Origin of the sequence: Trujillonella humicola, from assembly GCF_046233715.1 — a bacterium.
Lineage (GTDB): Bacteria > Actinomycetota > Actinomycetes > Mycobacteriales > Geodermatophilaceae > Trujillonella > Trujillonella humicola.
The window spans coordinates 52,946-75,723 of sequence record NZ_JBJNRJ010000003.1 but is presented as its reverse complement, the minus strand read 5'-3'; the positions used below and the strand labels follow the sequence as shown (position 1 = coordinate 75,723).

Sequence of the window (22,778 nt, the reverse complement as noted above, 5' to 3'; positions counted from 1 at the left end):
TCGTCAGGGATTGGTTCTGTTGACGCTTGCGTCGCCGCGGTGAGCTGCGGGGGCGTTGCGGGACATCTGTGGAGGACCGCACGGGCTGTGTGCGTTCGAGGCGCGGTGCTCGGTGGCGCCGCGCGTGGGAAGGGCGGCGGCGCAGTCGTCGAGCAGCCGCCAGTGCAGCTCACGAGCGGGGTGCCGGGCGGGCAGCGGAGCGGCGGCGGCCAGCGCAGGCAGTCGGTCAGCGACGTCGTAGCCGGCGGTCGCCGCGCGGACGAGCGCGACGGCCAGCGGCAGCCAGTCCGGGCCGCGGACGAGACGGGGGTCGATGCGGGCCACGAGCTGCCGCCAGGCCGGGTCGATGGCTGCGTCGTCGTCGCCGTCCGCGGGTTCGCTCTCCAGGTCGGCGGCGATCTGCACGATGCGCGTGGCGATTCCGCGGCGGCCCTCGCCGGTCGCGGCGTCGCACCAGGCAGCCAGCAGGCCCGGGGTGTGCCGGACCATCCAGGCGCGGCTGATCCGCACGCCATCGAGCATCGACACCCAGTCGCCGCGGTCGGACGGGAAGGCGCTGCTCATCACAGGCCTCCCGCCGCTTCGGGGCGGTGGCCAGTCGGGGTAATGCCCGGGTCGCCGTCGAACAGCGCCCGCCGCGCTGCGGTCGCCTGCGGACTGGTGTACTCGGCGGCCCAGGAACGGGCCGGCCAGTCGGTGTGCCGGCCGGGTCGACAGCCGATGCCGAGCCGCTCGGCCAGACGGGCGTGGAAGGCGGGCAGCGCGTAGCGGTGCCACTCCTCCAGCGCGTGCGGAGTCGCCGCGTCGCCAGCCGTCGCGCGCAGGCAGGCCAGTACTGCGAGCTCGTGCACGAGGTGGGGATGGGCGGGCCAGCAGGAGGGGATGGCCTGTGTGGTCTGCCAGGCGTAGCTGTGGTTGAGCCAGGCGGCGACGTCGTCCAGCCACGGCCACAGCCGGGTGCGCACGTGAGACGAGCAGGTCGCCGGGTCCCAGGGCCGGTCCAGCAGCCGCAGGCCGGCCGGTTCGAGACCGGCGTCCTCGGCCTGCCGCAGCTGCTCGAGGGCCCGGCGGATCTCCCGCGGCGGCGGGGGGAACGGCACGGCCAGTCCGAGATCGGTCATCGAAGGCCCCGCTCGACCGGGGTGAGACCCGCGCGAGCGGCCGCGGCGTGGGCGTCACCGGTGCGCTCGACCATGCTGGCGGTGTGCTCCCGGGCGGCGGCGACGCGGTCGCGAGCCGAGGCCTGCGCGGCCAATAGCTGCGCGCCGCGGCGTCCGGTGAGGCAGCGGGTGAGCCCGGCGATCAGCGGCGGGGCGTTCTCCGCGACCACGAGGGCTCGGCCGGGTGGGAGCTGACGGATCTCTTCCGGGCGCAGCACGGGCACGGTCTCGCCGTAGGTGGATCGAGACCATCCGCTGCCTCGGTAGCTGTAGGAGGTGCGCCGGACCCGGGTGCTGCCCAGCAGCTCGGACAGCTCCCGGTAGAAGCCGCCGTCCTTGCCACCGCCGAAGGCGACGAGCACGTTGGTGAGCCCGAACAGGGCACGGGCCTCGTCCTCGCCGTAGATGAGCACCAGCTGCCGCCAGGTCTGCGCGGCATAGATGAAGGAAATGCCCAGGGCCCGGTCGTTGGCCATCCGGGTGCGCAGAGTGGGCAGCGGCGCGGTGGAGGGCAGTTCGTCCAGGCAGGCCAGCAGCGGCGGGCACAGCCGCCCTGTCGGTGCATCGCCTGCGAGCTGCAAGGCAGTGTCGAGGACGTGCTCGGCCAGAGCCGTCATCAGCGGGGCCGCCGAGGCGTAGGGATCCTCGCGGCCGAGCAGGTAGACGGTGCCACCGGCGGCCAGCAGCGCGGCGATGTCCGTGCCCGGCCGGCCGGGCCCGGGAGTGCAGCGGCGGCGGATGTCAGCCTGGAAGAACAAGGTCAGCGCCTGCTGCACCGTGGTGGCGGTGTTCCCGGCGGTGCGCGGATCGCCGTGCAGAGCACCGTGCAGCAGCCCGTCCCAGAACGGCGCGGCGTGCGGATGAGCGCGCAGGATGTCAGCCGGCTGGGTCGCCGCCTGAGGGTGGGCGGCCCACGCCAGGACGTCCTCGATGGTGCGACGGGTCAGCGCAGCGGCGTGCAGATAGCCCTGCAGCACCTTGGCGGCTTCGAAGGCGTAGAACCGAGCCGCGGAATCAGTGGTGCCGTCGGTGATCGCACCGGGGACGGTGCCGGCGGTGAAGGCCTTGGCGCGGCGCTCGGCCGTCATGGGGTCCACGCAGCCGGCGACGGGGTCCCACACCAGCTCCGGCAGTCCAGGAACGGCGCCGAACGGGTCGAGCACGGCGACCGGGCGGTCGTCGGCGGCGCGTGCGTCGACGGTGAGCAGCAAGTCCTCGGCCTTGGTCAGGGTGACTAGCGCCGCGCCGGGCGCGTCGAGCAGGGCAGGGGCGAGCAGGTCGAGGGTCTTGCCCGACCCCTGCGGGCCGTAGACGCCGGTCGTGCGGTCGAAGGGCACCCACAGCTCTCCGGCGGCGGGGACGGCGGCCTGGCCCAGCCGCCATCCCACGTCCGTGTTCACGACGGGGCGAGGTCTACGCCGACGGGCCGGGGTCAGGTCGGGACGGACGACGAGTCCGACCCGGCGCAACCGACCGCTGCCGAGTACCTCGGCCACCTGGTTGCGGGTGGCCATGCCCGACCGCCCGGTCAGCCATCGGTGCACGGCCCACGCCGCTCCCCCGCTGACGGCCAGGAAGAGCGCGAAGCACCCGGCGATGGCGGTGTACACAGCCGCGGGCGACGGCAGCGCCGCCGTCTGTGCGGCGTCCAGCCCGGCGGTGGGCTCGCCGGTGAGCAAGCCGCCGACGGCGGGGACCAGGGCGGCCGACCCGTGCGGCCACACCCAGCCGCCGCCGGTCAGCAGTGCTGCGATTGCGCGGCCGGCCGGCAGCAGCAGTGCGGCGGCCGTCACCCACACCACCGCCGCAGCCACCGGAATCTCCCAGCTCGCCGGGCCGACGTCGTCCCGGGATCGATCGCCGCTCACGACCACCCTCCGTTCTCCCTGTTCACGTCTGGTCCCACGACTGGTCTGCGCACCTGCCGGCTCTCACAGCTCGATCCCGCGCTCGGCGAGCCAGGGGACGGGGTCGATCGGGGCGCCGTCGACGCGGACCTCGAAGTGCAGGTGCACTCCGGTGCTGTTGCCGGTCGAGCCCTGGTAGCCGAGCAGCGCGCCGGCGCTGACCGCTTGGCCGGCGGTGACGGTGTAGGCGGTCAGGTGCGCGTAGCGGGTGCTGACGCCGGCGCCGTGGTCGAGTTCGACGAGGTTGCCGTAGCCGGTCAGCGCCAGGCTGCCGTCGCGGTCGCAGTAGGCGCTGGTGCACCGGGCGTCGGTCACGGTGCCGTCCGTGGCGGCGTAGACAGGGGTGCCGCGGGGGCCGGCGATGTCCACGCCCGCGTGCAGGCTTCCGCCGCGGGGACCGAAGCCGGAGGTGATGGTCCCGGCGGTGGGCCGGATCCAGGTCCCGGCGGCCGCGACCGCGGCGGGACACAGGGCAGGCGCTGCGGCGGACGGGTCCGCTGCGGCGGCCTCGGCGGCCGGCCAGAGCATGGCGGTCAGCTCGCGGGCGAGCGGCTCCCAGCGGGCGTAGGCGGTGGGGGTCGCCGAGATCTGCACGGCTTGGGCGGCCGCCGTCAACGGGATGGTCTGCCAGTCGGGCACTGTGGCGAGCCGCTGGTAGAACGCCTCGGCGGCGTAGACGGGGTCCATCAGGTCGGCGATGGCTCCCCAGCCGGCGGTCCAGCGTTGCTGGAAGGTGTTGACGCTGTCGTGGTCGGTGCCGATTCCGTCGTGCGGGTACTGCAGGCTGGTCGCCGTCACCGCGGCCTGCTCTACGGTCAGCTGGAGGCTGCTGCCGTCGTTGGCCAGCATCCGCAGCCCGGACTCCTGGAAGGCGGTGGCCAGGGCAACTGTCGCCGCGTACGGCGGCAGCCCGGCTCGTAGCGCGACGTCGACAATGGTCTGGGCGTGACCCATCTGAACGGCGTCGAGGTCCGTTCCGGCGGCCGAGGCGCCCGTGCCCGCCGTCCCACACGACGAGAACCCGGCGGGCCGGGCGGCCTCCGCCGCTTCCGGCGCGGCGAGGACTCCCATGGGGATCAGCAGCAGAGCGACCGCCCCACCGACCGGGACGGCCAGAGGTGCGGCCAGCTTCCACAGCCACGCCTGCGCATACGACTGGGCGGCGCGCCCGACGGCCCCGCTCATGCCGGCCGTCCGGCGGTGAGGGCCTCGTTCGTGTAGGTCAGCTCCAGTTCGGGTCTGGTGAGGACGGTCTGCACCTTGAACGCCCGGTCGCCCACGAGCCACAGCGCCCGGCCTTTGCCGGCGACTGCCCAGCCGGTGACCACCCGCTGGGCGATGGGGGTCAGTCCGAGCAGGTCGCCCAGCTCGTCACCGACGGCCTGGTCCTGGCCGTGCAGGACCTTGACGTCGCACAGGTGCAGCAGGTCCCGGGCGATCGCCACGGCCTGGGAGGTTGCGTCGCCGGCGGTGAGCATGTCCGAGGGCTTGTGGGCGAGCAGGATCTGCACGTCGGCGTCGCGGCGGGACAGCCGCAGGTTGGCGTCCAGGCTCTTCATCGCCTCGGTGCCCAGGCGCATCTGCCGCCAGGTCTCGTCGCGGACGACGATGCGCAGGTCGCCGGGGTCGGCGATCTCGCGCATCGCCTGCCCCCAGCTGTTCAGGCAAGTCAGTGCGATGCCGACGGCCTGGTCGCCGAGCGGTTCTAGGCGTGACAGTGACAGCGACTGGATGGGGGCGCGCCAGTCCACGGCGATCGTGGTGCGGTCGTCGAACAGCCCGGCCAGGGAGCCCTTGACCAGGGATCCGAGGGCGTCGCGCAGGGTTCGGGTCTCGTCGAGGAAGTGCCGGCGGTCGGCGTAGCGGCAGCCGGTGACGAGCGGGTCGGGTGGCTCGTCCAGTGCCCGCCACAGTTGCGGAACGGTCACTTCCGCCAACCGGGTGGCGCCGGTGCGGTAGCCGGTGAGCAGGCGCAGCGCCTCCCCCACCGCTGTCTCCTCCACCGGCCCGAAGGGCACGTGCTGGGAGCCGACGAGACCGCGCAGCAGCACGATCCACCGGGCGAAGACCAGCGCCTCCCGGCGGCGGGCCTCGGCGGCAGGTAGCCGGTCCCAGCCGTGCCCGAGCGGGCCGAAGTCCAGCGGGTTCACCCGGGCGGTCAGTCCGTGGCCGACGGCGATCGGTTCCACGCCGAGGGCGCGGCACAGCGGCTCGTACTCGTCCTTGGTGTCGCCGAGGACCAGGGTTCGGTAGCCGTAGCCGAGCATCCGCAGCGCGAACGCCTTGACCGTGGCCGACTTCCCGCGGCCCGGCTTGCCGAACACGACGACGTTCGGGTTGGTGACCGGAATGTCGTCGTCAGTGACCCAACCGACCGGGTCGCAGTAGAAGGCACCGCCCGACAGCAAGTCGATGCCCATCTGCGCCCCGGTGGGCGGCAGACCGCTGGTCGCGATCAGCGGCCACACCACCGGGGTCTGCTCCGACGTCATCCGCCACACCGACAGCGGTGCCGGGGCCACCGCGCGCCCCCGCCCGCGTCCGCGCGGGCCTCGGCGCGGAACCGCCACCGGGAACGACGAGCCGCCCCGCTCCCCCACCGGTTCGCTCCGCACCGGCGGGAGCCGGTGACCGAAGTCGTCGAGCAGGACGGTGAGGTCCCGCCCGCTGCTGTGACGGCGGCTCATCGCCGACCTCGCCGGTCGGGCAGGCCGATACCCAGCGGGATGGCGGCTGCCGCGAACCCGGAGTCCTGGGCCAGATCCAGTCGCAGCGGCACGAAACCCGCGGCGCGAACGGCGGCGTCGAGCCGGCGGCCGTGCTCGGCGATCGGCCAGGTGGCCGGCACCGTGACGCAGGCGGCGACGGCTGGACGGACCAGCGCCCGGCCGGAGGCCAGCTTCTCGTCCGCGGCGCCGATCCGCTCGGTGTCCCGCCGCTGCCGGGCCCGCTGCCGGAAGCCCATCCGAGCCCGCAGCTCGTTGCCGGTGGTGGCACTCATGTCCTCCCGGCCGACGAGCCGGGTCGCCCGGTCCAACGGCAGCGGCGCCAAGAACACCGTCAGGCTGCGCCGCTCCCCCGGGGTGGCCGGCACCAGGACCGGCGCCAGCGCCCCGAGCACCGCTCCGGAGTCGGGCAGCAGGATGGTGTCGGTGACCGATGCCCACGCGTCGTGGGCGTAGTGCCGCACCTCGGCGACGGAGCGGGTCGGGCCCGCGGCGCCCATCGGTAACCCGGCCGCCGGGGCGCGGCCCCGAGTGGCCCCATCCACGCGATCGGCGGTGACGAGCTGGCCGCGATCCCCGGGCGCGAAGCCTGTGCGCACCGCCGCTGCCAGTCCGGCCGAGTCCAGCCAGTCCACTGCGGCGCAGCCGACTGCCCCGCGCAGCGCCCCTTCGATCTCGGCCATCACGCCGTGCAGCACCCGGGCGCGGCCGTCGATCCCGCCGCCGGACTCCCTGGCGGCGCGGGCGATCCGCCGCTCGCCGACCACCACGGTCACGAACGCCTCCGAACGCACCGCCGCCGGAGTCAGCGTCGCTCCCAGCAGGGCGTTGACCTCGACGGCCAGACCCGGCGCATCCGCGCGGGCATGAGTCCGCTCCCAGGCCGCGCGCTCGGCGCCGTCGTCGGGCACCGTCCGCACCTGCAGAGCGACGACGTCGACGAGTTCCGTGCGCTCGGCGATCTCGCACAACTCGGCCAATCCGGCGCCCATCCGGTCGCGCTCACCCGGTTCGGCCAGCCCGATGCCAGGATGGGCGATCCGAGCCACCGCGGCCCAGGTCCGTGCCGCGCAGTTCTGCACGATGACCGGCCGAGTGAAGGTCTGGCCGAACGGCGGCCCGTCGTGGGTACGGATCCCGGCCAGCACTCCCGGCAGATCCACCTCCGACAGGTCCTCCGCTGTCCCGGCGGCCGCGCGGGACCCGAAGGCCGTCCAGCCCAGCGCCCGCCCCACCGCGAACAGGCACAGATCGCCCACCCAGCGGCCGGCCGAGCGACCGCGGATGGGCACCAGCAGAGCCGCGGACAGCAGGGTCCAGACCGGCAGCCACAGCAACAGCACCATCCAGGCCCGGGCGTTGAGGGCGATCAGCGCCGGAACACCGGCGAGGCTGACCAGTGCCAGCTGAGTGCCGGTCATGCCGAGGAACCAGCCGGAGACGTCCTTGGCGTAGTCGCCGTACCGGGTGGCGCTCATTGCGGGTCCCCGTCCACGCCGGAGCCCTCCGGCCGAAGATCCGGCGACTCAAGCGCGTCCTGTCCGAAGCCAGCGCGGGTGTCCGTTCGCTCCGCCGGCCAGGCCGCAACCACCGAACCGTCGTCGCTGCCACCGATACCGTTCGACGGCCCACGGGGCAGTCCGCCTGCCGTAGCCACGGGACTTACTGAGCCGGCACCGGGCCCGCCCGACGCCCCGGAGCCACGCCATGCCGCCCGCCCCGAGGCCGGCTGGCCGTAGTACGGGGCGGAGTGCCCGACCCCGGCGCTGGCCAGCACATCCGAGGCCGAGGCGGCCACCCCGGCGGCGAGTCGCCCGGCTCCCGACGTACCAGCGGCCAAGGCTCGCATCGCACCGGCGAAACGCCCGCTGGTCGCGGCGTCCGCGGTCGACTCTCCCTGCGCGCGGTCGCCGCTGATCTGCGCAGCGGCGCCGGACGCGGCTACGCCGCCGGAGGTAGCGGCGACCGCGGCGCCGCCGGCTGCGGCGGCCCCGCCGAGCTTGCCCAACGCTCCCATGACGCCGCCGGAAGCGGCGAGCGAGGACCGCAGCGCCGCACCACTGGAGGTGCCCGGATCGACGAAGGCCAGCAGCCGGAAAAGCACCAACGGAGACACCGCGCCGAGCAGGATCAACAGGCACCCCACGACGGCCATGCCGACCGCGGACTCGGTGCTGGTCTCCTCAGCGCCGGTCAGGATGCCCTCGGTGATCGTGACCCCGACACCGAGGACGAGGACAGCGACCGGGGCCACCAGCAGCGCGGCGATGAACCAGCGCAAGCTCCGCCAGAACCAGGCGCTCGACGTCTGCGCCAGCAGCCCGCCCGCCGAGATTGCCGAGGTGGCGGCCAGCACGATCAGGGCCGCCTCGCGGACGAGCATCAACAGCAGATAGCCCACGCTGGCCGGCACCAGCAGGAAGATCGAGGAGATCCCCAGGACGGTGGCCACGGTTCCGTCGACCAGGTCGCGCTCCACACTGATCGAGGGATCGAAGGCGGCCATGGTCTCGATGTCGAGCAGGCTCCGGAGCAGGCCCGTGGTTAGCCCGGAGACGCCGGTGACCAGCAGCGCGGCCACGCCGACGTATCCGGCCCAGACCAACCCGTACTGCACGACCCCCAGTAGCAGCCGCCCCAGCGTCTGCCCGTCCCGGCGGAGTCCAGCGGCACCCAGTTGCACCAAGGCCATCAGCGTCGCCACGACGGCGCCGATGCCGAACGTCACCGGATAGACCCCGGCCAGCGGGCCGTCGGCGGAAAGGTCAGGCGTGGCGAGGGCGTCGATAACCGAGAACGCGAGGCTGAGCAGCCACAGCCCGGCATCCCACAGCGAGAGCATGGCGCTGGTCCACACGTTCTCTGCCACGTTGCCGGCCGCGTCGCCGAGCAGGTCACCGGCTGCCTCACCCAGCTCGGCGAGCGCGCAGGCGGGGATGAGCGGTGGGCAAGGCAGGTTGGTGGGAACCGCCGCGGGGAGAGCCGTGACCGTCGGCTCGGCCATAGCCGGTGTCGCTGTCCCCAGCCAGCTGATCGCCGCCAGCAGGAGGACGACGAGAAGGTGGCGCACCCCGTGGGTCCTCGTGCGTCGACGCACGGCGGCGCTAGGCATGGCGCAGGTCCCGCCATCCGGCGTCGATCGCCGCGTCCGTGCCCGGCCAGATCGACGGCGCCGGTGCAGGCTCCGGCCCGGGACCGATCAGCCACCGATCCGCGACCCATGTCATGCGCTGGCAGTCGGCGACGGCCCGCCGGGCCGTCCGCTCGAGGGTGACGGTGAACTCCAGGTCCACGCACACCACCGCGAAGTCCGGCCCCACCGTGCCCTTGATCAGTCCCATCACCGGCCGGACGACGATGGCCAGCTGGGGCGAGCCGGCCGCGGACAGCCCCGCTCCCGACAGCAAGCTCGCCATACCGGTCACGCCGGACCAGTTCTCGGGAGTGGGACCGCCCGCGGCGGCCCACTCAGCGATCACATCGCGCACGCCGTCCATCGATCCGGACTGCATCGCCGTCACGTCGATCGCCGCCAGTTGCGCCAACGCGCCTTCCGGCGTGCGTGGGAAGCCCGTGGCCACATCTGCCGGACCGACACCTGAAGGGCGCGGGAGCACCAGCACCTCGGCCGCTCTGCTGGACACCGGCCCGGGCAGCGCCTCCTCCGGCTCGGCGGTCGGCATGGGTGCGGCGGCCAGCGCATCCTGCTCGGACAGGCTCCTCGTTGCCCTTCCGGCGACGGGGCTTGCCTCACCTCCGTCCGGGTCCTCGGCCAACGCCGCAAGCACCGCGAGCACCAGCCCGGCGACGATCGCCAGCAAGACCGCCAGACAGCTGCCGGCCAGCACGAGCAGTCGAGCCGGACTCCATTCCGTCGTCGCCGTCTCTTGACGGCCAGCTCGGCGCCTCATCACGTGCACCCGCTGCCAGTGATGGAGTTCAAGATCACGAGGATGACCGTGTAGGTGATCGCCACCATCACGGTGACCGCGACCCCCATCGCCCCATACCTAGAGGCGTGCGGATGCGAGAAGATCCGCCCCATCAGCACGGCGCCCAAGGACATCACCGCGCTGATGACGATCAGGACCAGGACGCCCCACTTCACCCAGCCGGTGATCTGGTTGGCGAAGCCCTGCATGCCGGGCGGCGCCTGCGGACAGACCGCTGCGGAGAACTCCGCCGGCGCCGCGGTGGCCGACCCGGCGCTCAGCACGAGCGGTCCGGCGAGGGCGAGCGCGATGATCGACGCAGCGCGGACTGCTGCAGCCGCGGTTCCCCGTCCGACCCTCATCGGCCGTCTCCCGGTGCACAGTCCTCGGACCGCGCTGCGCGGTGCCGGTGCCGTGCGGGCGCCGCCGGTACCAGGAGTGCGGCCAGCGCCCGCCCGGCGGCGGCTACCGGCTTGGGCAGCGGGTCTCTGGTCAGACCGGTGATCTGCAGACGTCGGTCGACCGGCACGGAGATCACCCGTCCCCGCGCCCGCAACTCAGCCAGCCGCGGACCGCAGCTGGCCACCACCGGCGGTGGCCACCGCGCCGGCCCCACCGCGGCGACGGCCGCCTCTCCATCGATGACCGCCAGGACGTGCTCGGTCTGCCGGACCGCTGGGACCGTGACCCGGGTGACGACGACCAGACTGCAGCCGACGAACGACCGCGGTGAGTCGAGCAGCGCACAGGTCGTCGACCAGCCCGCGTCCACCACGACCGTGCCGTTCGCGTCGGTCCCCGGGAGCGGTGGGAGCGCTCCGTCGGCGGGGCGCCGAGCGAGCCGGACGACATCGAGTCGACCGCGCCGGCCTCGCCGCCATCCGTCGTCGGTGCCCAGTTCGATAACCGGGGCAGCCGCCAGCCCCGAGCGGACCGGCTCGGCGTAGTCGACCAGCTGCACCTGCCGGCCCTCCGCCAGCTCCTCGCCGATCGTCAACGCGACGGTGGAAGCACCGGCCCCGGCGTGACCGGCCACGACCAGGACCGCACGGCCGCCGGCGGCCACTCCCGTCCAGGGGACGTCAGAGCGATCCGGTCGACCGACAACACCGGTGATCGCGCCCCGGAACGTCTGATCTCCGGGAGCGAGGACGCCGTCGCTGACGTCGTCGAAGAGCCCCGACCGGATGGCCACGACAGCCGCCCGCATGGCAGGCACGGTCATCGACCGTCCCTCGCGAGGATCCAGTGTTATGGGGGGCACCGGCGCCGCCGACGGCGGCGTGCCAAGACTTGGCCTACCGCGCCGCGACCCCCGATGCGGGGCTGTCGTCTGCATGCGCCGACGGTGGCGACCGAACCTCTAGTGGTCCTCCAGTCGACCAGGCAGACAGACCTCTGGCCGAGGTCCGGGCGCACCGGCGCAAGAGGCGATGGCCGACCGCCCCGGACGGGCGGACCACTGCAGAACTACTGGAGAAGCCAGGCCGTGCGCGGGCGGCGCAGCTGTGCCTATGGCCGGATGGCAGCGGGGCGGCGACGGTGCTGATCACCCGCAGGTGCTGTCCCATCTGGGGGTCGAGGCGCGCGCCCAACCCGTTCAGGTAGGTCAGTCGGCCGGCTACGTCGGTAGTGAGCAGCGGTTCGTGGTGAGCCACCCCGTTGCGGAGGTCGTGCGGGCGGCCTACCGGACCATCGACGTGCGCCGCGCGGTCGGTGCCGGCTGGGAATGCGCGATGCAGGGCCGGAACCCACAGCGTCTTCTCATGTGCGGCGGAGCTGCGGTTACGCCCGCCTGACGTACCGTGACCGTGAAAGCCCCGGTGGACCGCTGGCCTCAGGCCATGTCGCCGGGGCTGCGTCTCTCCACGGTTCTCCACTGAGTCCGACGCAGCTGCGGGTGCCGACGACTGCAGGCGGTCCCGAGGCGCGGCATGTCCAGGCGGGATGCCTCTTCGTCTGTCGGCGTCACCGGCGGCGGCACCCCTCACGAGGCGCGGTCGAGGAACTGCCGGCGGGCGCGGTTGATGGTCTCTGCGGTACTCATCGGCAGGTCCATCTCGTCCTCGCCGTCGTGGATCTGCACGATGCGCGCGACGTACGTCTCGGCCTCGGCACGGTTGCCCTGGTGGAAGGCCACCCACATCGCATCCAGCAGGACCTGCTCGTCATCCGGCGCCACGAGCAAGGCCGTGGCCGAGGCGGTGCCCGCGGCGGCCAAGTCGCCGTCGGCAAGAGCAGCGGTGACCACCTGGTGAGCGACGTCGCAGACGGCGGCGGTGAGCGTGAGGTCCAGGCCGTCCAGCCACTCGTAACCGACCGGGCGCTGGGCGAACGGCGGGCCGGACACCAGTCGCAGGGCGGCCAACAAGTCGGGCAGTCCGTCGTCGCCACGGACCGCGGCCCGGGCGCGCAACTGGCGGAACAGGTCGGCGTCGACCAGCACACCGGTCAACGTGTAGCGACCGCGGTGGCCGGAGCTGAGGTGCTTGGAGCCGGTGGCGGGGTCGGTGCCCAGCCAAGCGCGGGCACCGGCGGTGACCCGGTGGACGTAGGCCCGGGCGCTGACCGGATCGGTCCTGCCGCCGCGGGCCGGTTGCAAAGCGGTGGCCGCCTCGTCAGCGGTGGCGCCGTGCGGACGGGTGGCGAGATATGCGACCGTCTCCTCGTAGCGGCGGCGCAGCCCGGACCGGGCGACGGCCGCCTCGTCGCCCTGCGCGCGCAGGATGATGGGTCCGAGCAGGGTCAGCCGCGGCCGGGCACAGTCGGGCGCCCACCAGTCGGCGAGGTCGCGATCGAGTTGGTCGAGGTCGTCCTCGATCCGGCTGCGCAGGCCGGCCGCCACTGAACGCCCGAGTGCCTCCCCACCATCGGTGGTCGTCGACGGCCTCGCGGTCGAGGTCTCGGCCGATCCGGACGTCGTCGAAGCGCCCGCCCTGGGAAGGGAACTCGAACGTCGAGCCGGCCGCGGTGAGGGCGCGTGTCCCGATGACGCGGCAGTGCCCGGACCGGACCCATCGTCGCTCAGCGCGCCGGCGGCGTCGGTGTGCACCTGCCAGGGGCGGTCGCCGTCGGCGGCGGGGATCGGGGCGTCCTCGGAGTCGCGCTCGAAAGCCAGCAGCGTGGCGATATCGCGAGCCTGTTGGACGGTCAGCTGTGGCGCCGGCAACCGCAGCCCGAGTGCAGGGATGAGCAGCGATCCGTCGTCGGTCAGCGTGAGCAGCCACTCGTTGCTGACCTGCCCCGGTTCCGCGCCGAGCACCAATGCGATCGCGGCGCGAAGCTTCCGGGCATGCAGAACTGCGGCGGCCTCGGCCAGTTCGCCGACCTGATCCGGCGGATGTGGGACGAGGACGACCTGCGGCATCCAGCCGTCGCCGGCTCCGGCCCGTAGCCGCCCGTCCAGCACGTCGTCGTCGGACTCGGCGGCTTCCGCCAGGCCGAGGTGCAGGCTGGGGTCGGTGATGCTGGCGACCGGGTGAACCCGCCCGGGGGCCAGGTCGACCAGTTCGTCGCCGAAGCCGACGGGCGTGACGGTGAGCAGGTCCGACCAGCCGTTGACGGCAAGTTCGGCAGCCAGGTGCCGGGCGAGGTCCTCGCGGCGGTCGGCCGGTCCGGTCACGTACACCGCACCGAGGCGTTCTAGGTCCAGGAGCCAGCGACCCGCGGTGTCGGTGCCGATGGTGACCAGAGTCGGGTACGGCGCCAGGCGGGTCCGGGCAACCTGAGCGTCGACACCGGTGTCCCGGTCGAGCCGCACCGACCACCACAGGCCGGTGTCGTCCACGGTCCATGGTTCCGGCGGCGGGCGGTCAGCAGGGGCGTGCAGTCGCAGCTCGAGCCGGCCGCCGTGGAGTCGGGCGGCGACGACGTCGGGGAGCTGTCCATCTGGATCGGCGGAGATCCGGACGGCGAGGCCGCGCAAGGCCAGGTCGAGCGCGGCGTAGTCGGCCGTGCCCTCGTCGGCCGCCGATGCCACGACCGCCTGTGTGGGCAACTGCGTCCTCGGGAGTGGGGCGAGCCGTCGGCCGGGACGGCGGCGGCGCAGCCGCTGGCGGCGATGCCCCAACCACGCCGCGCCCACACCTGCGGCGAGCAGTGCCCCGCTGCCGGCGAGAACGGCCGCCAGCTCCGACGGGCTCTCGTCGGCATCTCCACCGTCGGCGTTGGCGTCGACTGCCGCCTGCTCCGATTGCTCGGGGAGGCTGTCCGGGGTCGGCGAAGGCTCAGCGGGGACGGCTGGCTCGTCCTCGTCCGGCGCCGGCTCGTCGGCCGGGGGCTCGTTCTCGGTCGGCGGCGGAGGATCGGCGGCCGCTGGATCGGCCGGCGGCAGATCGAGGACTTGCCCGGGACGGATCAGGTCGGGGTCGGTGAACCGGCCGCCACCGGGCAGCGGTTCGCCGGCGTTGAGATCGAAGATCGGCTGCCAGTGCTGCAGATCGTGCTGCTCGGCGATGTCGGTCAAGGTGTCGCCGGGTTGAACCGTCACCTCGCCCGGGGTCGCGCCGGCTTCTGGAAGGCGTGCGTCCGGTGGGAGAACCAGGGTCCAGCCAGGGCGGATCAGGCCGGGGTCGGTGAGACGCGCGCCGTCGGGCTGGGGCCGGCCCCGGTTGAGCTCGACGATCTCCTCGAAGCGGGTCCAGTCACCCAGGTAGCGGGCGGCGATGCGGCCGAGGGTGTCGCGCGGGGCCACCGTGTACGCAGGCCCGGCCGCGACCGGTCCGGTCGGGCGCGTTTCCACGGGCGGCGCAGGCGCCGGTGACGGTTCCTCGTGGCCGACCGGCTGTTCGGTGACGATCGGGGGGCCGGCCAGGGCGGGAGCGGCCAGCAGCGGACCGCCGCCGGCACCGAGGACAGCAGCGACGAGCAGGCCGGCCAGCTGCTGCGACGCCGCCAAGCCGGGCAGTCGTATCGGTGGCAGGCCGCGCAGCTGACTGACGAGCTCGACGGCCACGGAGAGGGCGAAGCAGGCCCACGCGACCCAGCCGATCACCACGAGCAGGCCGAGGAAGAGCGCGCCGGTGTCCGGGCGGCTCAGCGTGCTGGTCACCTGTTCCCAGGAGGACATGTCGTCGGGCAGGTAGGCGCCGCCGAGCCGCCACAGCGCAAGAGGGATGCCGGCGACCGCGGCGGCCAGCAGCACCACGGCGATCAGCCGGCGCGGCAGGTCCGGTGCCCGCGGTGGGATGGTCATGGGCCCGCTCCCCCGTTCTGGCCGTCTCCGGTAGTGGTCAGGTCGGCGGTGCCGGTGCCCTCCACGGTAAGGGTGGAAATGCCGATCAGGCCGAGGAAGGTCGTGGGTTCGGAGATCGTGGTGGTCACCTGCAGGGTGTCGCCGTCGACGATGGTCACCGCGCCCTGCACGTCGTTGCGGTCGAGGTAGTCCTGCGCGGCGGCGACCGCGGCTGCCGGGTCGAGCTGGATCTGTCCGGCCAGGGCCGCGGAGACGTCGAGTGCCTGGCCGCCGGCGCGGGCTGCCTCGTCGGCGATGGCGTTGGCGCGCTGGGTGGCGGCCACCTTGGCGCCGCCGTCGACGGCCAGGCCGATGATGAGCAGCAGCCCGGGGACGAGGACGACGAGGAAGATGCTGATGGCGCCACGCTCGGCGTCCGCCTGCTGGCGGCGTCGCTGGAGGGTCATCGTTCGCGGTAGGCGTCGACGGGACTGGTGAAGGACGCCTCGACCGTGACCGATCCGGGCAGGCCGGGGGCCAGCAGGTCGGCCATGCCGACCACGCAGGTGATCGACACGGTGACGTCGCCGGGCTGGCCGGGCGGAGCCTGGAAGCCGGTGGTGTCGATGTCGACACGGGTGCTCTGGCAGCGCAGATCCTGGGCGGCCAGGGTGCGGTCCGCCTGAGCGCCGGCCAGTGCGGCCGCGGTGACGGCGTCCTGAGCGAGGGAGGCTTCCCGGGCGGCCGCGCGGGCGGCCTCAGCGACGGCGCCCTCGGCGACCTGGGTGCGCCCGGCGACAACGGCGAAGGACAGGAGCAACAGCAGTGCGGGTGCGAGCAGCGCGAGCTCGACCGACACCGACCCTTGCTCTCTCGTCTGCGCGCTCACGGGGTGGGCCGTTCGACGGGGCCGACGGCGGTCTGGGTGACCGACCAGCCGGACAGCCCTGGGAAGAGACTGAGCGAGGTGCCCGTGACCGTGACCTCGATGCTGGTCGGCGATCCGGTCACGGTCACGTCCCGGCCGGTGAGCAGATCCTGGGCGGTCTGGTCGAGGAAGCCTTCGGCCGCCGACTGGGCGCGTGCGGTCGAGGCGGGCTGCACCCGGCCCTCGCGGGCGCCTTCCTGTGCAGCGCCCAGGGCGACCGAGCGGGCGTAGAACCATAGGCCCGCCTGGAGCAGCGTCATCACCAGGAGGAGCACCACTGGGAAGGCGATCGCCAGTTCCACCGAGGCCGCGCCACGCTCCCCGGACAGCCGTCGGCGCAGCACGCCGCCCGGCCCCTCGCCACACGCAGGGCTGAGCCGGGACTGCGGGATGCGGCCGCGGAGGCCGGCGGGGCGGGCCACGGGTGGGCTACTGGATCTGACCGGAGCGGGAGGTGACGGCGTTGGCGATCACCGCCACGAGCGCAACGGCGATGCCGATCAAGGCCACGGTGATGATTACCTGCTCGACCGACAGCGAGCCGCGCTCCGGGTCGTCGCGGGCGTCGCGGAGTCGGTCGCGCAGCTGCGCGCCGACGGCGGTCAGGAGGGTGAGCAGCGAGGTCATCGGGGCTCCTCTCGGGTCGGGTTCACCGGGTCAGGTGGCCATCAGGCGGGCCAGGGCGGGATAGAGGAACAGCAGCAGGAAGGCGACGGACAGCAAGGCCACCGGGGCAGTGAGCTTCTCGCTGGCGGTGTTCGCCGCCGCCTCTTCCTCAGCCAGCAGCTGCACCCGCAGCGACTGCGCGCGGGCCCGCAGCGTCGGGGCGATCGAGGCGCCCTCGACCGCGGCGACTGCCGCGATGTCGGCGACGTCGGCCAGCTCCCCGACCCCGGTCTCGGCGGCCAGCCGGCGCAGCCCGTCCCAGGGCGGGTCGCCGGCCAGCCGGGCGGCGACCAGCGCGTCGTTGATCCGCCGGAACACCCAGCCCTCGCCCAGTGCGGCGGCCCGCTCCAGAGCGATGGTCGGCCCCTCGCTGGCGTCGCGGCGCAGGCTGACCAGGTCCAGGTAGGAGCACAGCGCCCGGCGCATCTGGCCGCGCGCTTCGGCGGCCTGGTCGCGCGCGACGAGGTCGACGACGAAGAACAGAACGACGGCCAGAATTAGCGACCCGGCCGTTGGCATCACCACCGGCAGGCGGACGCCGAGGACTCCGAGCACGGCGGTCAGCAGTGGCACGAAAGCTGCGCCGAACGCGGCGAGGCCGAGCTTGCGGGCGGCGTAACCCTCCGGCGTCCAGCCGATCAACGCGAGCGCGTGGGACGGCGTCCGCAACGCGCCGGCGGGCAACCGGGCCGCGGCCCACGTTCCGGCGTGACCAGTTGCCCGCGCCCACCGGTCGCGTTCCCCGGTCATCGAGCCGACGGCGACCGGGGCCGCGCGCCCGTCGAGGCGGGCGAGCGCATCGGCCAACCGCGGCTGCTCGACCACGAGCGCGGCGCGCACCAGCAGGAACGCTCCGAGCCCGACGATCGCGCCGAATGTGATCAGCAGCGCCTGGGGGCCGCTCACCGGACCGGTACCTCATCCGGCTCGATTTCTGCTGCCGGGCGGCCGCCGTCGGGATCGACCAGGAAGCGCGGCGATGACGTTGGCATGGTGAGCCGGCGCATCCACAAGAGGCAGGCGACGATCAGCGCACTGATGACGCTTAGCACCATCTGTCCCAGCCCGGTGCCGTAGGGCGCCAGGTAGTTCCCGTTGAGAGCCGCCAGCCCGCACGCGGCGACGGTGATCAGCAGCAGCCAGCGGGCGTTGGCGCGGGGCTTGGCGCGGTCGGCCTCGACCTTGCGGCGCATCGTGACCTCCTCGGTGAGGCTGCCCGCCAGCTCGGTCAGCACCCGCGCCAGCCCGGGCCCGCGCAGCTCCGCACCGAGCAGCAGGGCGGCGACGACCAGGTCCCCGGCGGCGTCGTCGAGGTCGTCGGCGAAGGCCAGCAGCGCTCGGGAGGTCGGCCAACGCGCCTGCAGCCGCGCCGCCAGCGTCGCCACCTCCGCTGCGATCGGCTCGGGCGCGGTGCGCGCCGAGCGGATCAGTGTCTGCTCCAGACCGCCGCCCGCGGCCAGCACGTCGGAGGTGCGGCGCACCCACTCCTGCAGCGCCTCCAGCCGCTCTACTTCGGCGTTGCCGCCGGAGAACTGTGCCAGCAGCCAGGGGACGCCGATCACCGCCAGCCCGGCCAGCGCACCACCCACCGGCCAGCCGGAGACCAGCCACACCACAGCCGCCAGCACGGCTGCGGCCACCCACAGCGCCCGCTGCCGGCGCACCGCCGGCCGGTCGAGCTGCGCCGTCGGCCGGGGCTGGCGACGCCGCGGCCGGGCCGGCGGATCGGCTGCGGTGAGCGCATGGGCGGCCAGCAGGAGGCCGCCGACCGACAAGGCGCCGCACACGCCGGCCAACAGCCCCGCGCCGCTCATCGCCGTCCCGCAGCGGTGCTCGACCAGTGACCTCGGCCGGGCCGGAGCCAGCCGGCGTCGAAGCCGACCCGGACGTAGTCGGCCAGGTCCACCGGATCGTGCTCGGGCACCGCCCGCCCGTCGGGGCCCGCAGTGAAGACGTCGGTGACCGCCGGGCGCCCGCCCTCGCCGATGCCGTTGCACTCGACGACCTGGCTGACGAACCGCTGCCGCTCACCGCCGATCCACCGCTCATCCACAGTCGCGATGTGCACGACGAGGTCGATCGCCGCAGCACAGGACCGGTAGGCGTGCTCCGGGGTGACGGCGGTGCGTCCGCGCATGCACAAGTTCGCCAGCCGCTCGAACGCGTGGTGCGCCGAGCGGGCGTGCAGCGTGCAACACGACCCGCCCTCGCCGGCCTCCATCACCTCGATCAGCGGCCACGCCTCCTCGCCCCGCACCTCGCCCAGCCAGACCCGGCTGACGTTCATGACCAGCGCCTGCTCGACCAGCTCGGTCAACGTCACCTCGCCCAGGCGGCGGCCGTCCGGACCCCGCTCGCCGGTTCCTTCGCGGGCCTCGAACGGCACCACGCGCGGATGCCGATCGGGCAGCTCGTGCAGCAAGAGCTCGAAGTGCTTCTCGATGGTGGCGAGGTTCTCCGAGACGGGGAGCTCGTTAGCCAGCGCCCGCAGCAACAAGGTCTTCCCGGCGCCCTGCGCGCCGGTGACGATGATGTTCTTGCGGGCGCGCACTGCCGCCCGGAGGAACTCAGCGAGCGCACGGTCGACGGCTCCCAGGTCCACCAGGTCGTCGAGGTCGACGTTGCGGATGCGGTGACGGCGGATCACCAGCTGCGGACGGGGCACCGTCTCGATCACCGCGGTCAGCCGGGACCCGTCCGGCAGCCGCATCGTGAGCAGCGGGCTCGCTGTGGTGAGGGTCCGCTCCGCGCGGCCCAGCCGGGCGGCGATGTGCTGCAGCTGGCGGACCAGGTCTTCGTCGGAGTCCGCGATCGGGCCGACCCGGACGTCGCGGCCGTCGGCGTAGCCGATCCACACGTTGTCGTGCCCGTGCGCCTCGATGTTCTCGACCTGCGGGTCGTCGACGTAGGGCTGGAGCCGGCCGAGACCGAACTGTGCGGCGAACACCGCCTCGGCGATCGCCATCTCGTCGTCCGGAGTCGGCACCGCCTGCCCGGCCCGCAGGCGCTGCCGGACCAGTTCGTCGATCCCGTCCTGGGCGAGTGTGCGGGCCAGCTCCTGCTGCGCCGCCGCGCTGAGCGTTGGACGGCGCTTGAGCTCTTCGGCCAGGGCCGTCGCCGTCGCCTCGTGCAGCCGGCGCACCAACGCCCAGTCCACCGTCGCGGTAGACGCTAGGAGTCGTCTTGCCAGGGCCCCCTCGCCGAGCCGGCTGAGGTCAGCGGACACGGCTTCCCCCCTCCGCGATCACCGACGCAGGCACGGGCGCCGGCGGTGGGGCCATCCGGGACTGGTGCGCCGCGACGGATCCGACCAACCTGCTGGCGATCGTGCGGGCGGCCCGCAGCAGGGCCGACTGGACGAACAGGCGGCCGGCCGGCGCGCCGTCGCTCAGCACTGCCGCCGCCTTCTCGTCCCGCGGCAGCGCGCCCACGACGGGAACGCCGAGCGCCTCGCTGATCTCTCGCTCGCCGTACGGCTCCCCCGGCCCGATCACCAGCGCGCCCAGCATGCCCGGACAGGCGCCGCGTTCCCAGAGTTCGGCGATCGCCTGGGTCGCCGAACGCACGGCGCGAAGCGTGGAGCCGGTGGCCAGGACCACTGCGGCGGCCCGATGGACCACCGCATCCGGAAAGTGCTCGGCGCGCAGCCGCCCGCAGTCGGCGACCACATCGATCGCGCCGTCCTCCACGGCCACCAGCGCAGCCCCCAGGCGATCCCAGTCGACGTGTCGGGCGCTGACGGGATCGGCCAGGCCAGGCAACAACCGTGCCCGCCCTTCGAGGTCGAGCCGCAGCAGCTGGCGGTCCAGGTGACGGGCCGGGCCGCCCCGCCGGGCCGCCAGCGCCAGGTCGGCCAGCCCACCGGCCGACATCTCACCCCGGCCGTATCCCGCCAGCACGTCCCCGCCGGCCGGATCCAACTCAGCCAGGATCACCGGGCGCGGCCAGGACAACGCCAGCGCCAGCGCGCTGGTGGTGACCCCGGGTGCACCTTTCGCCGAACACAGCGCGATCAACACGGCGGCAGCCCCGCCCTACTCGCCGGCCACCACGACGATGGCGACCAGTCCCGCAGCGGCGCGGGCAGCGACGTCCGGTCCGTCGGCAGCCGCGACGAGCACGTCGACCACTCGACGGCCGTCGGTTCCGGGTGGACCGCTTTGGACCACGGTCGCTTGCACCGTGCTGGGGTCTCCGCCTTCGGTCGCAGCTGGAGCGCTGCCGGCGGCCACGGGCACCAGGAGAATGTCGTCGCCCGGGCGCAGCTGTGTCGTGGGCAGCTGCACCGCCGACACCCCGACCCCGACCAGCTGCTGGCCGGGAGCCGGAAGGCGCTGGTCGGTCAGGGCGTCGCGGGTGAGCAGCGAGCCCGGCGTCAGGGTGGTCGCGGCGACCAGGCCGATGACCTGGTCGCGGTCACCGTACGGAATCGGCTCCAGCGCCGGATCGGCCGAGATACGCGCCTCCACCAGGTCGGCTGCGGTGAGGGTCTGCCCCCAGGGCACCTCCCGCGCGATCGCGATCACCGGTGACGTCTGCCCCAGCGATGTCGCCAAGTAGGCGGAGCCCAAGGCCCCGAGGACCACCATGGTCACGGCCAGGGCCAGCAGGGCCGGACGGCGCCGGCGACGCGGTGGCGGCAGCACCGGCGCCCGGGACAGTCCGTTGACCGCCCCGGAGGAGGGCGGTGCGCCGGCCTTCGACGGCTGAGTGACAGTCATGGCGTGCTCCCGTCCTGGTTGAGCACGTGCAACTCGCCGATGAACAGCTCCGCCGACGACGACAGCTCCAGCGTCTCGGTGCCCGACAGCCCGCCGCCGGACCAGGTGACCGTCCACGTGCTGGTCGCGGTGATCGGCCACGGCCCGCCGCCAGGCACGTGTCGGCTCGACGCCTCCGCATAGACGTGACCGCAGTCCGGTGACTCTCCGCTGGCGCCCGGCCAGTACGGCGTCCCGGGCCCACAGACCACGGTGGTGCCGTCCCCCATGTCCCAGACGATGCGGCTCAGCTCCCCCACAGCCGCCACCGTGACGCCACCGGCCGACACCGACTGCCGGGTCGGGCCGACGAACTCTTCCCCGCGCTCGGTCCACATCCACACCGGCAGTCCGACGAGGCCACTGGTGGACTCGGGTGGCGGCGCCATCCGAATCTCCGGGGCGCGCATGACCAGCGATGCGATCGCCTGCTCGGCCAGAACGCGCGGGTCCACGGGCGGCCCCGCCGGCGGAGCGGAGCCGTTGGGTACGAACACGAGGATCGTGGTGAGCCCCGAGCCGTCCACCCGCGGACAGACCTTGGCGTACATCGCTCCGTCAGCCGGCGACTGCCCCTGCCACAGGACACTCGTCGAGGGCGGCTGCGGCTGCGCCACCGTGTACGTGCACGGGTCCTGGGACGAGGCATCTCCGCCGGACCGTCCTTCACCGGAATTGCCACCGCTGCCTACGGGAGCCGCGTTCGCGTCTTGACCAGGAGAGGTCGCCTCGACCAGGCAGATGCCGGTCTGCGCATCAGCCCTGGCACAGCCGACAGGTGGGGCTGCCATGGCGTCCAGCCCACCGGGGAAGGCGAGCATCGCGGCTGCCAGCACGGCCACGCAGGACATCCTCAGCATGGTCGATCCGTTAGCGGGTTGAGCTGGTTGACCAGCCACGGGGATCCCGGTTCGGCCTCGTAGCGCGTCACGGTGATGTCCCAGACGTACCGCGGCGGAGTCCCCGGTGGCACGACCTCGCCGGTCTGCACGTTCAGCACCCGCGTGCTCTGGCTGTCATAGCACCCCGTGATTCTCACCGTCGGCCCTTCGGGGGATGCCAGATCCACGGTCGTGACTTCGAGATCGACCACGGTGTCGCCTTCCTGGCGGAGGCCGATCGTCGCGTAGTCCCGTACCGCCGTGACGGCGAGCAGAGCAGCCGGGTCGCCGGCGTATCGCCGGATCTCCGGTTCCCAGTCCCTGGCAGCTGGGTCCTTCTTGGCCGCGTCGGTCACGCGCAGCATCTCGCTGACGACCGCGGTGGCGGCCTCCGCCGCCTCGTCTTCGGGGGTCGGCGCGCTGCTCGCCACAGGAGACGTCGTCGATGTCTGCGAAGCCGACGACGTCGTCACGCCCGGCGACGAGCCCTCGGGACTGGCCTCACCCTCGGTGCAGCCGGCGAGGGACAGCAGCGCAAGGAGTACGCCAGCCGTCCACCGCCGCCCGGTCATCGCGAGTGCCCTCGCCGGGTGGGCAGATCGCCCTGGACCACCAGGGAGACCGCTATGGGCCGGGGCAGGAGCA

22 protein-coding genes are annotated in these 22,778 nt (G+C 73.5%); all 22 read right to left on the bottom strand.

What is annotated here, in order from left to right; translation table 11 throughout:
- Positions 1-3: 3 nt before the first annotated feature.
- The 22 genes from ACK586_RS02745 to ACK586_RS02640 all read right to left on the bottom strand — a co-directional run bounded on the left by ACK586_RS02745 (position 4) and on the right by ACK586_RS02640 (position 22,705).
- Positions 4-564 (bottom strand): hypothetical protein, encoded by a 561-nt coding sequence (locus ACK586_RS02745; RefSeq protein ID WP_409328921.1) that lies wholly within the window; start codon positions 562-564, stop codon positions 4-6.
- Positions 564-1,121: a hypothetical protein gene (locus ACK586_RS02740; protein WP_409328920.1), complete on the bottom strand. Its 558-nt coding sequence runs from the start codon at positions 1,119-1,121 to the stop codon at positions 564-566. The genes ACK586_RS02745 and ACK586_RS02740 overlap by 1 nt, the downstream gene beginning before the upstream one ends.
- Positions 1,118-3,028 carry a type IV secretory system conjugative DNA transfer family protein gene (locus tag ACK586_RS02735; RefSeq protein WP_409328919.1) on the bottom strand — a complete coding sequence of 637 codons (1,911 nt, stop codon included), beginning with the start codon at positions 3,026-3,028 and terminating at the stop codon, positions 1,118-1,120. The genes ACK586_RS02740 and ACK586_RS02735 overlap by 4 nt, the downstream gene beginning before the upstream one ends.
- Positions 3,029-3,091: 63 nt before the next feature.
- Positions 3,092-4,252, bottom strand: a complete 1,161-nt coding sequence (locus tag ACK586_RS02730; RefSeq protein ID WP_409328918.1) for a M23 family metallopeptidase — start codon at positions 4,250-4,252, stop codon at positions 3,092-3,094.
- Positions 4,249-5,754, bottom strand: a complete 1,506-nt coding sequence (locus ACK586_RS02725) for an ATP-binding protein (protein ID WP_409328917.1) — start codon at positions 5,752-5,754, stop codon at positions 4,249-4,251. The genes ACK586_RS02730 and ACK586_RS02725 overlap by 4 nt, the downstream gene beginning before the upstream one ends.
- Positions 5,751-7,271 (bottom strand): SCO6880 family protein, encoded by a 1,521-nt coding sequence (locus tag ACK586_RS02720; RefSeq protein WP_409328916.1) that lies wholly within the window; start codon positions 7,269-7,271, stop codon positions 5,751-5,753. The genes ACK586_RS02725 and ACK586_RS02720 overlap by 4 nt, the downstream gene beginning before the upstream one ends.
- Entirely contained in the window at positions 7,268-8,863 is a 1,596-nt protein-coding gene (locus tag ACK586_RS02715; RefSeq protein WP_409328915.1) for a hypothetical protein, read from the bottom strand. The genes ACK586_RS02720 and ACK586_RS02715 overlap by 4 nt, the downstream gene beginning before the upstream one ends.
- Positions 8,864-8,897: 34 nt before the next feature.
- Entirely contained in the window at positions 8,898-9,641 is a 744-nt protein-coding gene (locus ACK586_RS02710; RefSeq protein ID WP_409328914.1) for a hypothetical protein, read from the bottom strand.
- Between the two features lie 62 nt (positions 9,642-9,703).
- On the bottom strand, positions 9,704-10,087 hold the full coding sequence (locus ACK586_RS02705) for a hypothetical protein (RefSeq protein WP_409328913.1): 384 nt from the start codon (positions 10,085-10,087) through the stop codon (positions 9,704-9,706).
- Complete coding sequence (locus ACK586_RS02700) at positions 10,084-10,950, bottom strand: hypothetical protein (protein ID WP_409328912.1); 867 nt, start codon at positions 10,948-10,950, stop codon at positions 10,084-10,086. Before ACK586_RS02700 ends, ACK586_RS02705 begins: the two co-directional genes overlap by 4 nt.
- Positions 10,951-11,712: 762 nt before the next feature.
- On the bottom strand, positions 11,713-14,871 hold the full coding sequence (locus tag ACK586_RS02695; protein ID WP_409328911.1) for a LysM peptidoglycan-binding domain-containing protein: 3,159 nt from the start codon (positions 14,869-14,871) through the stop codon (positions 11,713-11,715).
- A 44-nt stretch (positions 14,872-14,915) separates the two neighbouring features.
- The gene (locus tag ACK586_RS02690) at positions 14,916-15,365 is read right to left on the bottom strand and encodes a pilus assembly protein TadG-related protein (protein ID WP_409328910.1); all 450 of its coding nucleotides are present in this window, start codon (positions 15,363-15,365) and stop codon (positions 14,916-14,918) included.
- A complete protein-coding gene (locus ACK586_RS02685; protein WP_409328909.1) occupies positions 15,362-15,757 on the bottom strand; it encodes a TadE/TadG family type IV pilus assembly protein in 396 nt (131 codons plus the stop codon). Before ACK586_RS02685 ends, ACK586_RS02690 begins: the two co-directional genes overlap by 4 nt.
- A gap of 26 nt (positions 15,758-15,783) precedes the next feature.
- Positions 15,784-16,128 carry a TadE/TadG family type IV pilus assembly protein gene (locus ACK586_RS02680; RefSeq protein ID WP_409328908.1) on the bottom strand — a complete coding sequence of 115 codons (345 nt, stop codon included), beginning with the start codon at positions 16,126-16,128 and terminating at the stop codon, positions 15,784-15,786.
- Between the two features lie 127 nt (positions 16,129-16,255).
- Positions 16,256-16,453 carry a hypothetical protein gene (locus tag ACK586_RS02675; RefSeq protein ID WP_409328907.1) on the bottom strand — a complete coding sequence of 66 codons (198 nt, stop codon included), beginning with the start codon at positions 16,451-16,453 and terminating at the stop codon, positions 16,256-16,258.
- A 30-nt stretch (positions 16,454-16,483) separates the two neighbouring features.
- Positions 16,484-17,398, bottom strand: coding sequence for a type II secretion system F family protein (locus tag ACK586_RS02670; RefSeq protein ID WP_409328906.1), 915 nt, complete (start codon positions 17,396-17,398; stop codon positions 16,484-16,486).
- Entirely contained in the window at positions 17,395-18,306 is a 912-nt protein-coding gene (locus ACK586_RS02665; protein WP_409328905.1) for a type II secretion system F family protein, read from the bottom strand. Before ACK586_RS02665 ends, ACK586_RS02670 begins: the two co-directional genes overlap by 4 nt.
- Positions 18,303-19,649, bottom strand: coding sequence for a TadA family conjugal transfer-associated ATPase (locus ACK586_RS02660; protein ID WP_409328904.1), 1,347 nt, complete (start codon positions 19,647-19,649; stop codon positions 18,303-18,305). Before ACK586_RS02660 ends, ACK586_RS02665 begins: the two co-directional genes overlap by 4 nt.
- 58 nt (positions 19,650-19,707) lie before the next feature.
- Positions 19,708-20,511: a CpaE/TadZ family protein gene (locus tag ACK586_RS02655; RefSeq protein WP_409328903.1), complete on the bottom strand. Its 804-nt coding sequence runs from the start codon at positions 20,509-20,511 to the stop codon at positions 19,708-19,710.
- Positions 20,512-20,526: 15 nt separating this feature from the next.
- Positions 20,527-21,213 carry an SAF domain-containing protein gene (locus ACK586_RS02650; protein ID WP_409328902.1) on the bottom strand — a complete coding sequence of 229 codons (687 nt, stop codon included), beginning with the start codon at positions 21,211-21,213 and terminating at the stop codon, positions 20,527-20,529.
- Complete coding sequence (locus ACK586_RS02645) at positions 21,210-22,103, bottom strand: ATP/GTP-binding protein (protein WP_409328901.1); 894 nt, start codon at positions 22,101-22,103, stop codon at positions 21,210-21,212. Before ACK586_RS02645 ends, ACK586_RS02650 begins: the two co-directional genes overlap by 4 nt.
- Before the next feature lie 2 nt (positions 22,104-22,105).
- Entirely contained in the window at positions 22,106-22,705 is a 600-nt protein-coding gene (locus ACK586_RS02640) for a hypothetical protein (RefSeq protein ID WP_409328900.1), read from the bottom strand.
- Between the last annotated feature and the right edge of the window lie 73 nt (positions 22,706-22,778).